This window comes from Neisseria subflava (genome assembly GCF_003044935.1).
Classification (GTDB): Bacteria; Pseudomonadota; Gammaproteobacteria; order Burkholderiales; family Neisseriaceae; genus Neisseria; species Neisseria subflava_E.
In genome coordinates, this window is record NZ_POXP01000003.1 from 277,613 (window position 1) to 290,857 (window position 13,245).

12 protein-coding genes are annotated in these 13,245 nt (G+C 48.4%); 3 read left to right on the top strand and 9 right to left on the bottom strand.

Going from position 1 to position 13,245, the window contains the following annotated elements; translation table 11 throughout:
• Positions 1-289 precede the first annotated feature (289 nt).
• Positions 290-1,699, top strand: coding sequence for a PepSY-associated TM helix domain-containing protein (locus tag DBY95_RS09310; RefSeq protein ID WP_107724127.1), 1,410 nt, complete (start codon positions 290-292; stop codon positions 1,697-1,699).
• A gap of 227 nt (positions 1,700-1,926) precedes the next feature.
• Here the strand turns inward: DBY95_RS09310 and rplS are convergent, their stop codons facing one another.
• From rplS to DBY95_RS09355, 9 genes are all read right to left on the bottom strand, one after another.
• Entirely contained in the window at positions 1,927-2,292 is a 366-nt protein-coding gene (gene rplS, locus DBY95_RS09315) for a 50S ribosomal protein L19 (RefSeq protein WP_003679470.1), read from the bottom strand.
• A 14-nt stretch (positions 2,293-2,306) separates the two neighbouring features.
• The gene (gene trmD / locus DBY95_RS09320; protein WP_107724128.1) at positions 2,307-3,056 is read right to left on the bottom strand and encodes a tRNA (guanosine(37)-N1)-methyltransferase TrmD; all 750 of its coding nucleotides are present in this window, start codon (positions 3,054-3,056) and stop codon (positions 2,307-2,309) included.
• Positions 3,056-3,565, bottom strand: coding sequence for a ribosome maturation factor RimM (gene rimM / locus DBY95_RS09325; protein WP_036493152.1), 510 nt, complete (start codon positions 3,563-3,565; stop codon positions 3,056-3,058). The genes trmD and rimM overlap by 1 nt, the downstream gene beginning before the upstream one ends.
• A 15-nt stretch (positions 3,566-3,580) precedes the next feature.
• Complete coding sequence (rpsP, locus tag DBY95_RS09330; protein ID WP_003684452.1) at positions 3,581-3,829, bottom strand: 30S ribosomal protein S16; 249 nt, start codon at positions 3,827-3,829, stop codon at positions 3,581-3,583.
• Between the two features lie 75 nt (positions 3,830-3,904).
• A complete protein-coding gene (locus DBY95_RS09335; protein ID WP_107724129.1) occupies positions 3,905-6,295 on the bottom strand; it encodes a bifunctional acetate--CoA ligase family protein/GNAT family N-acetyltransferase in 2,391 nt (796 codons plus the stop codon).
• Positions 6,296-6,350: 55 nt separating this feature from the next.
• Positions 6,351-7,748: a HAMP domain-containing sensor histidine kinase gene (locus DBY95_RS09340; protein ID WP_107724130.1), complete on the bottom strand. Its 1,398-nt coding sequence runs from the start codon at positions 7,746-7,748 to the stop codon at positions 6,351-6,353.
• Positions 7,749-7,763: 15 nt separating this feature from the next.
• Positions 7,764-8,441 (bottom strand): two-component system response regulator MisR, encoded by a 678-nt coding sequence (gene misR, locus DBY95_RS09345; protein WP_003748666.1) that lies wholly within the window; start codon positions 8,439-8,441, stop codon positions 7,764-7,766.
• 208 nt (positions 8,442-8,649) lie between these two features.
• On the bottom strand, positions 8,650-10,482 hold the full coding sequence (locus DBY95_RS09350) for a PglL family O-oligosaccharyltransferase (protein WP_107724131.1): 1,833 nt from the start codon (positions 10,480-10,482) through the stop codon (positions 8,650-8,652).
• Positions 10,479-10,835 carry a DUF2069 domain-containing protein gene (locus DBY95_RS09355; protein WP_070632531.1) on the bottom strand — a complete coding sequence of 119 codons (357 nt, stop codon included), beginning with the start codon at positions 10,833-10,835 and terminating at the stop codon, positions 10,479-10,481. The genes DBY95_RS09350 and DBY95_RS09355 overlap by 4 nt, the downstream gene beginning before the upstream one ends.
• Before the next feature lie 218 nt (positions 10,836-11,053).
• Here DBY95_RS09355 and hisC point away from each other — a divergent pair, with 218 nt between their 5' ends.
• Both hisC and hisB read left to right on the top strand, forming a co-directional pair.
• On the top strand, positions 11,054-12,139 hold the full coding sequence (gene hisC, locus DBY95_RS09360) for a histidinol-phosphate transaminase (protein WP_107724132.1): 1,086 nt from the start codon (positions 11,054-11,056) through the stop codon (positions 12,137-12,139).
• Positions 12,140-12,158: 19 nt separating this feature from the next.
• A complete protein-coding gene (gene hisB / locus DBY95_RS09365) occupies positions 12,159-13,115 on the top strand; it encodes an imidazoleglycerol-phosphate dehydratase HisB (RefSeq protein ID WP_107724133.1) in 957 nt (318 codons plus the stop codon).
• The last annotated feature ends 130 nt before the right edge of the window (positions 13,116-13,245 follow it).

Consider the following 13,245-nt stretch of genomic DNA (forward strand, 5'->3'; position numbering starts at 1 on the left):
GTAGCCGGATTGAAAATAAAAATACAAGCCGCCAAAGCTTGGCGGCTTGATGAATAAATAAGTAATGCCTGTATTCTACCAAATTCTGCCGAAACCGCAATGATTAAAACGGATTTTCAGTAAAGTGTTGTTTTCTGTCTATTTCGTTTTTTCAGATGGCCTGAAAACTAAATATTGAAGTATTTCAAAGCTGCATGGGAAAAACGGTTTCTTAAATGAATGTTTTTGATTAAAATGTCTGATACTAATTCGTAATAATTAGTCTGCTTTAACTATACGAAGAGAATATATGGAAACAAAACCAACTTCCCAAAATGAACAACAGGCTAACCGCCGTTATTTGACTGTTTGGCGATGGCATTTTTATGCCGGACTTTTGGTTGCGCCGTTTTTAACCCTGCTGGCTGTTACAGGGTTGGGAATGCTGCTATTTGCCAATATTATCGGTAAAGAAGGCGAACGTATACATGTTACGCCGCAGGCAGTGGTTCAGCCTTTGTCGGCTCAGGCTGAAGCTGCCAGACAGTTTGTGAATCCGGAAACTGCCTCTGTGGTGCAATATATTGCGCCGCGCGCAGATGATATGGTTGCCGTATTCCGCGTAAACAATGACGATAAAGCCACTATGGTTGCTGTTGATCCCTATACAGCAAAAGTTGTGAATACGATGCCGCGCGGTCAAGGTTGGTATCATACGATGGATGAAATCCACGGCGATATTATGATAGGGGCGACAGGGGACTACCTGTTGGAAACCGCTGCGTCGTTAACCATCATCATGATTGTGACCGGTATTTATTTGTGGTGGGTAAAACAGCGTAGTCTGAAGGCTGTTTTTTTGCCTAAAGCAGGCAAAGGTCGTTCTTGGTGGCGCAACCTGCACGGTGCATTTGGCTCTTGGGTTTCTTTGATTTTGTTGCTGTTCTGTCTGTCGGGTATTGCTTGGGCAGGTATTTGGGGCGGTAAAGTGGTTCAGGCGTGGAGCCAATTTCCTGCGGGTAAATGGGGCGTGGAGCCTAATCCGGTATCTTCCGTACCAACCCATGGTGATGTGCTGAATGACGGCAAATCCAAAGAAGTGCCGTGGATTTTGGAGCTGACGCCTATGCCGGTTTCCGGTACGACAATGGGCGAAAACGGCATTAATCCGAGTGAGCCGATGACGTTGGAGACGGTTGACCGCTTTGCGCGCGAAATTGGCTTTAAAGGCCGCTATCAGTTGAACCTGCCTAAAGGCGAAACCGGCGTATGGACGCTGTCGCAAGACTCAATGAGCTACGATATGATTAGTCCGACTGCGGATCGTACGGTACACATTGATCAATACAGTGGCAAAATCCTGGCTGATATTCATTTCGATGATTACAACTGGTTTGGTAAATTCATGGCGGCAAGTATTGCTTTGCATATGGGTACACTGGGCTGGTGGAGCGTATTGGCAAATGTCTTGTTCTGTCTGGCGATTATCTTTATATGTGTCAGCGGTTGTGTGATGTGGTGGAAACGCCGTCCTTCGGAAGCACGAGGTTTGGTTCCTCCTGCACAGAAAATTAAATTGCCGGTATGGTGGGCAATGGCTGTGCCACTTCTGATTTTGGCTGTGATTTTTCCAACAGCCATTGCCGCAATCGCTGTTATTTGGATTTTGGATACACTGTTGTTGTCGCGTATCCCAGCATTGGCAAGATGGTTTAAATAACTGCCTGATGTGATTAAAGGCCGTCTGAATCTTTTGTTTCAGACGGCCTTATATATTACGCCTTTGTTATAAAGGTTATAAAGAAGCAGGGGGAGTTATGATTCTGTTTAAGTTTATATGTGAAATGGAGATGGTGGTTGGCTTGCAGGATTGTGTAAGAAAGACGAGGAGATATTGTATAAAAATAAAAAACCCACTTCATTGAAGTGGGTTTTTGATGAAGGCTATTAACCTTTGCGAGCAGGCAATTTTTCTTTAATGCGAGCTGCTTTACCGGTCAGGCCGCGCAAGTAGTACAGTTTGGCGCGACGTACGTCACCACGGCGTTTAACTTCGATTTTTTCTACGGTAGGAGAGTACAGTTGGAAAGTACGTTCTACACCTTCGCCGCTAGAGATTTTGCGAACGATGAAGTTGCTGTTCAGGCCACGGTTGCGGCGAGCGATAACAACACCTTCGTATGCTTGCAGACGGCTGCGAGAACCCTCAACTACGCGTACAGATACGACAACGGTGTCGCCTGGAGCGAATTCAGGGATTTCTTTGTTCAAGCGAGCGATTTCTTCTTGCTCTAATTGTTGAATCAAGTTCATTTGTTTTTCCTAAGTTATGATTGGATTTCCTGTTGCTCTTGCAAGACTTCTTTTAAGAGGCGGGATTCCTTTGGGATTAAACTGCGCTTTTCCAATAAATCAGGTCGGCGCTCTAAAGTGCGTTGTAGAGATTGTTTCAATCGCCACTCGGCAATCAAGCCATGATTTCCTGAGCGTAAGACATCGGGAACGATCATGCCTTGGAATTCTACGGGTTTGGTGTAATGAGGACAGTCTAAAAGGCCGTCTGAAAACGAGTCTTGTTCAGCTGACTGTATATCGCCCAATACGCCCGGAACCAATCTTAAGACGGCATCCATCAACATCATGGCGGGTAATTCGCCACCCGAGACGACAAAGTCGCCAATGCTGATTTCTTCGTCCACACTGCTTTGCAGCAGTCTTTCATCTATGCCTTCATAGCGTCCGCATAGAAGAATAAGATGGGGCAGTTCGGCAAGTTCTGCGGCCTTTTTATGTGTCAGCGGCTGACCTTGCGGACTGAGATAAATTACTTTGGCAGGTTTTTGCGAGTTTGCTTTGGCTTCTTCAATTGCCGCTTGAAGTGGCGGCGCCATCATAATCATTCCCGGACCACCTCCGAAAGGGCGATCATCGATATAGCCAAGTTTGTTCTCGGCAAATTTTCGGGGATTGATGGCTTGAAACTGCCAAAGATTTTGTTTTCTTGCTCTGCCTGTAACGCCGTATTCGACAATACTGTCGAACATCTCTGGGAAAATGGTGATGGCTTGAATCAGCATCAGTAGTCCAAACCCCAGTCGGCAATAATGGTTTTGCTGTCGGTATCGACAGATTCGATATAGTTGGAGACAAAGGGAATCAGAATTTGTCCGTGTTCGCCTTTAATCATCAAAACATCGTTTGCACCGGTTTCCATCAGGTTGCTGACTTTGCCGAGGACAATGTTTTCTTTATTGATGACGGTCATGCCGACTAAATCTGCCCAGTAGTATTCGTCTTCCTCAGTAGGGGCGAATGACTCTCTGGGAATTTCGATGGTATAGCCGCGCAAGGCAAATGCTTGATCGCGATCGTCTATACCTTCAAATTTGACCTGAAGTTCGCCATTGACAATTTTACCTGTTTCAAGCGTGACATTCAGGGTTTTGCCATCCTTGCACAACTGCCACTCTGGGTAGTCCAGCAGGCTGTCGGTGTATTCGGTATTGGCGGCAATTTTAAGCCAGCCTTTAATGCCGAATACGCCTTTGATGTAGCCCATGGCTACCCGTTTTTGAGTGTCTGTCATGGTCGTTTCAGCTGATTAAGCAGCGATTTTTTGCTCTTTAATCAGTTTGGCAACTGCATCGCTAACTTTCGCGCCTTGAGCGACCCAGTGATTGATGCGGTCAGCGTCGAAACGTACGCGTTCTTGTTTTTCGTTGGCAACGGGGTTGTAGAAACCTACGCGCTCGATGAAGCGGCCGTCACGACGGTTGCGAGAGTCAGTTACGACTACGTTGAAGAAAGGGCGGTGTTTTGAGCCGCCGCGAGCCAAACGGATAACTACCATTTTGAGTCCTTTTGAAAAATGCGGGTATATAGAAACCGCTAATTTTAGGATATTTCACACGGGTTATGCAAGTTTTTATTTGTTTTTGTTGCTGTTTTGCCATGCGTTCAAATCGAGGCTTGCTTGATACAGTCCGCGGTCGGTTTCCGACGGGGTAACGGTAAATCCTGATTTTTCAGCGAGTTTGAGCATCGGTGTGTTTTCTTTGAGGATTTCCGCATTCATGGTTTGATAACCTTGTTGTGTGGCAGTTTGGATAATGAGGCTCATCATTTTGCCGGCCAAGCCGGTTTTGCGGGCTTCGGCAGCCAATGTAATGCCGAACTCGCACTCATTGCGATTGATGCGGCTGTAACGGCTGACTGCGACGATACGGCCGTCTGAAGCGAAGGCGGCCCATGCGCATTCGGTATGGAAATCGGGGCGGGTCAGCCGTGCGAGCGTGGGCAGTGGCAACTCGTTGGTATGGGTCATGAAGCGCGTATAGCGGTCGGCCGCGGGTAATTGGCGGACAAATTTTTGTTTGGCTTCGGCATCTTCAGGTTCTAGTGCGCGGATGTGCAGTGTGTTGCCGTCGGGCAGGGTAAAGGTATCGGTTTGGCTCGGGTAGGGTGCGAGTACGTTTTGTATTTCGGGCGTTTCGGTTTTAGGGTGCAGCAGTTCGGAAGCGGCTTCGCCAGTGTTGCGTAGGAATTCGGCTGCGACCGGATTTTTTTGTTGGAGGTAGGCGGCGGCACTTTGCATTTTAGCGGCGGCCTGTTCTAAGGTTTGGACGGCTTTTTTGGGGATTTTGGTTGTCGGCGCGGCTGGTTTTTCCACAATTTCGGGAATGATGGTGCTGCTGTATTGGCTGCCGTTGTAGTTGAGGATGATGTCGCCGATATGCTGGTTGTTGTGGATAAGCGTGTTTAGGGAATGCAGGAATTGATTGAGAACGGAAGTGTTGTCGAGTTCTGCAAATTGGCTTAAACGCTGGATATCGAGTGTGGTAAATGGAGGTAATGCGACTTCGGTTTTGCCGTTGTAATGGGCGGAAAGAATGTTGCCGTAAATGGCATGGCGGCTGAACCGGAACTGGACGGCATTGTGTTTTTGGGTTTGGTACGGAGGCAGGTATAGGGCTTCCGCTATCAGTTCGGTTTGGCCGGAAGCAATGGATTTATCGATACTTTTGCTTTTGGGTGTTTTCAGACGGCCTGTTTTGGCTGGCGCAGGGGTATTTTGTACTTGTTGCAAATAGGCTGTTTGATTGCGGAAATAAAGTGTCAGCAAGGCTTCTTCCGGCGTGTTAAACCGAGTCAGGCCGTCTGAAAAACGATAGCTGATGAGAATGGGCTTGCTGGTTTTTTGTGCCAAATTATCCAGAGTTTGATGAATGCTGTACGCATCCGGAGTATCTGGCGAAATAATGCCGAGCAGGGCTTGAGTATGCGGATTTTGTAATTGTTCGAGTGCCAAGCGGTGGATGCGTGCAGGCGTGGGGTTGCTGCCAATGCAGCCTTGTCGGATGGATGGTACATCGGTTGGGAGGTCGAGGGTCAATTCGCAGGCATTGGCGGTAGTGCGCAGCCATTCTATCGGCGTGTCGGACAGAATGGTGGGATTGGTGATGACGGGAATGCCGGAAAGGTGGGCTTTTAGGGCTGCTTCCAGCTCGGCGGTATTGAATACCGGTTGGAAATTGCAATGGCGGCTGAGGCTGCGCAGGATGGCTTTGTCTGTGTAGTCGGTGTAGTGTGTGGACAACAGGATAAGCGGAGTGTGGCGTGTAAAGTGTCGGATGGCACTGAACAGCTCGCGTTGGTTTTCGGTCGGATTATAGTGGATCACGGCAACTTTGGTATGGCGGTTGTGGCCGAAGCGGTTGAGCCAGTCGGCGGATGTAGTGGGGCTTAGGTCATAGTTGAGGCTGATGTGGCGTGATACGCCTTGGTGCAGCGTGTTCAGCAGGTGGTTGATGTTGCGGCTGACGGTGCTGTGGCCGGTCAGTAACGCGATATGGCCGGCCGGATAGTCGGCTTGGGTGCCGATGTTGAGGTTGAGCGAGGGGAGTTGGATGCCTGCGCTGTTGCATACGGTGATATTCAATTCGTCGCCGTGATATTTTTGAATGATGGAACGGGCATTTTTACAGGATTCGGGTGGCAGGTTTTCCCAATCTTGAATCAGGATAATGTGGCGCAGGTCTTTTTTACGGCAGGCTTTGAACAGCGAGTCGTAATGGTCGGGCGGGATAACGGCAACAACCAAATCGGCTTGGCCCGGGATTTTGCTGAGGCTGGAGTAGGAGGGAATACCAGCGACACTGCTGTGTCGAAGATTGACGGGGGTGATTTTGCCTTGATATGAGGAACCGAGCAGGTGGCTGAAAATGCGTTCACCAAGGCTGTGCGGACGTTCGCTGGCGCCGACGAGGATGATGTGTTCAGGCATGAAGAAGTAGCCGGTTTGGACGGTTGCACTCATGATGGTTCCTTATTTGTGTTTTTGGCCGTCTGAAAAGTTTCAGACGGCCTTATTTTTAGACTTCTTTTTTGTCTCCGGCTTTCTTTTTGGGAAGAATAAAACGCATCCTCAGGCCGTTGGGTTTGACATTTTCAGCAATGATTTTACCGCAGTGCTGTTCCATAATGTGCTGCGTCAAGGCAAGCCCTAAACCTGTACCGGGCTTGTGCGCGCTGGAGTCGGCGCGATAAAAGGCAGTGAAAATATGCGGAAGCTGCATTTCATCGACACCCGGGCCGTTGTCGGTAACATCGATAATCCAGTGTTTGCTGTCTTGTCCGATATGGGCCTGAATGGTACTGCCTTCCGGACTGTAGTTGATGGCATTGCGGATAACGTTGTCGAAGGCGCGGTATAAATAGCCTTCGTTGGCACTGATTACGGCATTTTCAGGGATTTTAGGGTCAATGCTCAGGGTAACGCTTTGATTGTTTTGGTGGGCAATACTTTGGTTGTCCTCAATCAAGTTGGTTAGGAAAGGAACGAGTTTGAGGTTTTCTTTTTCCAAAGGAATATTGGAAGTCTCTAGGCGGGAGAGGGTCAATAATTCACCTACCAAAGTATCCATGCGCACCAATTCGCCTTCAAGCCGCTTGAGGTATTGCTCTTGTTTTTGCGGCTGAGATTGAATCAGGCCGACAATTGCCTGCATGCGCGCCAGCGGCGAACGCATTTCATGAGAAACGTGGTGGAGCAAATGACGCTCTTTGGCCACAAGTTTTTCCAATTTTTCGGCCATTTTGTCGAACTGTACGGCAAGGTGGGACAATTCGTCGTCACGGTCGTCAACTTGCTGGGAAATGCGGGTTTCGAGTTCGCCGTTGGCTACCCTGTCCATACCGCCGCCAAGAATTTTAATGGGCTTGGTGATGTTGTTGGCAAGGATATATGCCATCAAGAGGCCGACGATGATGATGAAAGACAGAATGATAAATTCGTGCCAAATCGGTGAGAGCGGCAGGCCGGGAATGAAAAGCGGGCTGGGCAGGCGTTGGGCTTGATGGTTGTCCCAGCCTTTAATGAAGAAGAGGTATTCTTCGCCGAAACGGTCGTATTCGATGTGGGCTAAATCGGATTCGGGATTGTTGATGGCAAAGATGCGGGCGCGTTCAATGGAGAGGCTGTCGATGTTTCGGCCTAAAATATCTTTTTTATCGTCGCCGGTAATCACATAGACGGCATTGGAAACCGGATTGTTTTTCCATTCGGAAAGAATTTCGCGCGCACCGCTGTCTCCGCGCGAGTTAAACGCGGAGATGATGCTGCTCATCAATGTGGTTTCGATGGTGCGGCGTTGGTTAAATTGGTTTTCGGCAAGGGTGTTTTGTACCAGCCAAAATGAAAAACTCGCCACAAAGATTGCGCAGACGATGACTGCGCAAAATGTGGCGAAGATGCGTTGAAACAGTTTCATTGATCTGTTTAATCTTTAGTTTTTAACAAACAGGTAGCCTAAGCCGCGTACAGTTTGAATCAGGGAAGCATCGCCCAATTTGTGGCGGATGCTGGAGATGTGTACGTCGATGCTGCGGTCAAATTTAGCCAGTTTGCGGTCGAGTGCCTCGATAGACAGAGTTTCCTTGCTGACAACTTGTCCGGCGTGGCGCATCAAAACTTCGAGCAGGTTGAATTCGGTGCTGGTCAACTCGAGCGGAGTGTCTTTGATGCTGGCTTGGCGTTTGGCAGGGTACAGGACAACGTCGCTGACAGAAATGCTGTTAGGCGCGTTGTTTTGTTCGTTGCTGTGTTGCGCACGGCGCAAGATGGCGTTGATACGCGCCAAGAGTTCGCGCGGTGTGCATGGTTTCGGTACGTAATCGTCCGCACCCATTTCCAGACCGATAATGCGGTCGATGTCGTCGCCTTTCGCGGTCAGCATGATGATGGGCACGGTGCTTTGGGTACGTACGTTTTTCAGTACGTCCAAACCGTTCATTTTAGGCATCATGGAGTCTAATACGACGACATCGTATTGTCCGGTCAGAATTTCTTGAACGCCGGCTTCGCCGTCGGGAACGCTATGAACGTTGAGGCCTTCGGCAGTCAGGTATTCGGTCAGCAATTCGGTCAAGAGGGCATCGTCATCTACGAGTAATACGCGACTCATGGAATTTCCTTTTCGTGATTGTATGCGCCGTGGCACTAAATAGTGCGGTGCGGCGATTAAAACAGAGTTGTATTCAATCTTAACATGCAATCTGCTTTTGTTGATAGCGTAATTTTCTGTGCTTTTGCGCTTTTTTGCATAGAAACTTGTCGCTCTTTACATTTTCAGACGGCCTGTAAGGACAAACTGACAATTGGGCGTGTTTTGTTCAGGGTTTGTCGCATGATTGGGCGGTTTGGTGTTTCGGTGCGTTGATGAAATCTTTGCAATCGGACAAAAGTTTGGGCAGCAAGGGAGCGAATGCCGGGTGACTGCGTATTTTGTCAGCGTAGAAATACATCATATAAGGATAATAATATTGCATTGCCTGCATCCATTGCGCACCTTCTTCTTTTTTGCCTTGTCGGTAGAGGTAAAGGCCGACTTGGTAGGCGCTGGAGTAGGGGCGGTAGGTCAGGGCTTTGAGTGCGGCTTCTTCCGCCCACGGACGGATGTAGGCATCGGTCGGGTCGGCACGTTTGCTCAAGCTCAAATCGGCGTAATAGGCAAGCATGGGGCTTTCTTTGGAAAGTCGTTGCAAGCCGTCGATTTTGTTTTGAACCGTTTGCTGATCATCGGTTTTCCCTACACGGCTATATTGGGTCAGATTTTGATATTCCCAGCTGAGGTTTGCCATGCCGATTAAAATCGATAAAGCAGCTATACCGCCTGCCCATTGTCTGATTCGGGTAGATACAGGGCCGTCTGAAACATCTTTCGGATAAGAGGGTGTCAACGACAGAATCAGGCTAAATACGGTGAGGAAGTAGATATACCAAAGTGGATATTCAAGCATGCTGTGGCAAAGGCTGACGGCGGCGGCAGTCAGTAAAAACAGCGAGGCCGGTGTTTGGTTACGGCCCAATAGTCGCCACACGGCTGCAAGCAGGGTTAAGGCTGCAAGCAAGGTGCCGGCAATGCCCATTTCGGACAATAACTGCATGACGATATTGTGCGAATGGGTAAACAGTACGCCGAGGATATTGTTGGGGAAGTATTGTTGTTGTGCATTAATCAGGAAGGTTTGCTGGGCAAAGCTGTTCCAGCCATGACCGAACCAAGGTGCGGATTGAAAGGCAATCCATGCCTTGCTCCATTCGATTTGGCGCATGGAGCCTTCAAAACCGCTGGTGCCTGCGCGTTCTACAGCGGTTTCGTATTTGATGTTGCCAAACAAATCCAACAGGCTGCCCATGCCGAATTGGAAAACAGCGGCCAGGATTGCAGTCAGAAGGAAAATGCACAGTGCGCGTTTGTGTTGGAAACGGGTACGCCAAAACCATAACGGCGTAATCAGGAAGAGGGCGGCAATATAGCCTAAGATAGTGCGCGAGTTGACAAGGCCAAGGGTTGCAGTCAAAGCCAATACGAACAGAAAACCTGCTGTATTGGACATTTTGCGTGCCGTCCATAAATAGGATGCCGTCAAAATGCCCCACATTAAATAATGTCCCAAATGGTTGCGCTGGCCGAGTTGGCCGTTTACGGTGCCGTTGCTTCGGGCAATGATGCCGTTCAACCACTCTACGTTGGACCAGCCTTTAAATTGCAGCCAGACGATGGCGGCCTGTATGGTTGCCCCTATCAATAAAGACCAAGCGAAGATGCTGACGACGCGTTCTTGTCCGTAGGCCGTTACCCAGCCGCGAACCGACCATGCGCCCAGTGCCAAAATGACAAAGGTCCAAGCAGTAATATCGCTCATGCCGGGGTAGGTCGAATACATGAAGCGCGCTTGGAGCGACCAAAATGCAGCCATGGCAAACAAGCCGATACTGAGTGCGGGAAGGCGGATATTCAGCAGGCCTTTGTGTGCGCTAATCAATGTCAGGACCAATGAGCCGCTCAGTGAGATGGCTTCCAAATAAAAACTGGGCAGTGGGCCGACTCGGTAGAGTGAGAGAAAAGGGACGGCGCAAATCCAAAGAAAACTGAGCCATAAAGGCCAAAAGGTTTTCACTGAAGATTCAGTCAGGCCGTCTGAAAGTGTGTGGTAGGTCATTTTGATGTGTGTTTTTGTTGTTTGATAAATGCAAGGCAGCCGAGGAAAAAGGCAATGCACAATAATACGGAAACGGCGGCGCAAATCCGGCTGGCGACGGTTGTGTCAGCCAGGCGCATACAGGCTTCGGCAAAGTAAATCAGAATCAGCATGGAGCTGTATTGATAAGTGTAGATGCGTTTTTTCAAAATACCGGTCAACGGCAGGCACAGCGGCAGGGCTTTCAGTGCCAGCCATGAGCCGCCTTCGCGCAATGGTGCGATCCATAATTCCCATGACAAGGAAAGCAGAATCAGCAGGATAAGGCTTATGGACGTTGCAAGATAAGGTAATGGGGAGCGTGTATTGTTCACAATATTGAGGACGTAAAGCCGTACTGGAAAACTTAAAATTATACCGCTAAAAAGGCGGTGGAAGCCAAGAATATTGCTTAAAGATGCTGAAGAAAGGATTTATTGTTTTTTCTTCAAACGAATGAAACTTTATCTTGTTTTATAGTCTTATTAATATATATATCTAATAAAGATTGTGCTACTATTATAAATACTTTATCTGAGGAGGATAGAAAACCATGAATCGCGTTGCTGATGTTATCCGTGATGATATTAAAGTAATGACAGCCTATCAGGTTGCCGATTTGCCGGAAGGTTTTATTAAGTTGGACGCCATGGAGTGTCCGCATCATCCTTTCGTCAGGTATGAATCTTTATTGTCAGAATGGGCGGACTTGGCAAGGCAGGCACCGATTCATTTGTATCCCCATACTGCCAAGAGCGGTATTTATGAGGAATTGAGGGAAGTTTTCGGTATTCCCGATAAAGCGGAAATCGCATTGGGCAACGGCTCCGACGAGCTTATCCAGTTTTTGACCATGCTGGTTGCCAAACCAAATGCGCGTGTATTGGGTATTGAGCCAAGTTTCGTTATGTATCGTCATAATGCCGCGCTTTATGGCATGGAATATGTCGGTATTCCCTTAAATCCGGATTTCTCTTTAAATCTTCCTGCCGTTTTGTCCGCCATCGAGCAACATCGGCCGTCATTAATTTTTATTGCTTATCCCAATAATCCTACCGGCGTGTGCTTTAAGCGAGAAGAAGTAGAGGCGGTCATTCGTGCCGCTACCGGCATTGTGGTTGTCGATGAGGCATATGGCGCATTCCATCATGACAGCTTCCTTCCGTGGGCGGGTGAAGTCGAAAACCTGGTTGTAATGCGCACCATCAGTAAAATCGGCTTTGCAGGCTTGCGGATGGGATATGCAGCGGCAAGTCCGAGTATTATTGGAGAGCTGGCCAAAATCCTTCCGCCTTACAATATGAATCAATTAAGCTTGGCGGCGGCAAAATTCTCATTGAAACATCATCAAATCATTCGGCAAAACATTGATACATTAAAAAACGAGCGTTCGCGCGTGATGGATGAATTGTTGAAATTAAACCGTTTGGAAGTTTTTCCGAGCGAAGCCAACTTTATTACCGTTCGCGTTCCTGATGCGAACGAGCTGTTTGAAACATTGAAGCAAAACCGCATACTGATTAAAAAACTGCATGGCAGCCATCCGCTTTTGGATCAGTGTGTCCGCATAACCATAGGCTCGGCAGCGCAAAATGATGCTGTCTTGGCCGTTATTAGAAACCTTTACCCCAATCTTTGATTCCAAGGAAACTACCATTATGAACAAAGCTCAACTGCATTTGACCAATTTTCTGTTACTGGTTGAAGAAGCCGGCTCATTGACCAAACTCGCACGCGCGTGTGGTTATGAAAACTCCGCCTCTTTGTCTCAGCTCAAACGCCGTTTGGAACAACAAGCAGGCGATGAGTCTGCGCGCGGCATCCGTCCGAGCCTGGCTGCGAAGTTGGAATCCGGTATGCACAAACGCAAAGGCTGGCTGAACCGGGATCACAGCAAAGACCAAGAAAAAGCAGCAGCGATTGAAGCGGCGCGTTTGGAAAAACAAACTGTCGAAGCAGCCGAAGCTGGTGTTTCAACCGAAGGCCGTTTTGTTACCGTGACCCGCAATACCTGCGAAACCCAAATTACCGTCAGCCTCAATCTTGACGGTACCGGCAAATATCGCTTGGATACCGGCGTTCCTTTCCTTGAGCATATGCTTGCCCAAGTAGCGCGCCATGGTTTGATTGACTTGGATATTACCTGCAAAGGCGATTTGCACATTGACGACCATCACACGGTTGAAGACATCGGTATCGTGGTGGGTCAGGCTCTGAAACAAGCGCTTGGCAATAAAGCCGGCATTACCCGTTACGGTCATGCCTATGTTCCGCTGGATGAAGCGTTGAGCCGTGTGGTTATCGACCTTTCCGGTCGTCCTGGTTTGGTGTACAACATCGACTTTACCCGCGCCCTGATCGGCCGTTTTGATGTCGATTTGTTTGAAGAATTTTTCCACGGCCTTGTGAACCACAGCATGATGACCTTGCATATCGATAACTTGAGCGGCCGTAATGCACATCATCAAGCCGAGACCGTTTTCAAAGCCTTCGGCCGCGCATTGCGCATGGCGGTCGAATACGATCCGCGCATGATTGGTCAAACGCCTTCTACCAAAGGCACGCTGAGCGAAGAATCTGTTCAAGAAGAAGCAAAAGACACATCTGAAGAATAAGGCATCGTGTGAATGAATAAAGGCCGTCTGAAACCGATCGGGATTTCAGACGGCCTTTATTATTCATCTTGTATGGTGGCAATATTTTGTTTTAAACCATCTTTTGCTACAATCATTCTTATTATTATAT

What these genes read in the sequence shown, in the direction of transcription:
- DBY95_RS09310 (WP_107724127.1), top strand. Translation starts at nt 290, where the DNA reads ATGGAAACAAAACCAACTTCCCAAAATGAACAACAGGCTAACCGCCGT.
- rplS (WP_003679470.1), bottom strand. Translation starts at nt 2,292, where the DNA reads ATGAACTTGATTCAACAATTAGAGCAAGAAGAAATCGCTCGCTTGAAC.
- trmD (WP_107724128.1), bottom strand. Translation starts at nt 3,056, where the DNA reads ATGCTGATTCAAGCCATCACCATTTTCCCAGAGATGTTCGACAGTATT.
- rimM (WP_036493152.1), bottom strand. Translation starts at nt 3,565, where the DNA reads ATGACAGACACTCAAAAACGGGTAGCCATGGGCTACATCAAAGGCGTA.
- rpsP (WP_003684452.1), bottom strand. Translation starts at nt 3,829, where the DNA reads ATGGTAGTTATCCGTTTGGCTCGCGGCGGCTCAAAACACCGCCCTTTC.
- DBY95_RS09335 (WP_107724129.1), bottom strand. Translation starts at nt 6,295, where the DNA reads ATGAGTGCAACCGTCCAAACCGGCTACTTCTTCATGCCTGAACACATC.
- DBY95_RS09340 (WP_107724130.1), bottom strand. Translation starts at nt 7,748, where the DNA reads ATGAAACTGTTTCAACGCATCTTCGCCACATTTTGCGCAGTCATCGTC.
- misR (WP_003748666.1), bottom strand. Translation starts at nt 8,441, where the DNA reads ATGAGTCGCGTATTACTCGTAGATGACGATGCCCTCTTGACCGAATTG.
- DBY95_RS09350 (WP_107724131.1), bottom strand. Translation starts at nt 10,482, where the DNA reads ATGACCTACCACACACTTTCAGACGGCCTGACTGAATCTTCAGTGAAA.
- hisC (WP_107724132.1), top strand. Translation starts at nt 11,054, where the DNA reads ATGAATCGCGTTGCTGATGTTATCCGTGATGATATTAAAGTAATGACA.
- hisB (WP_107724133.1), top strand. Translation starts at nt 12,159, where the DNA reads ATGAACAAAGCTCAACTGCATTTGACCAATTTTCTGTTACTGGTTGAA.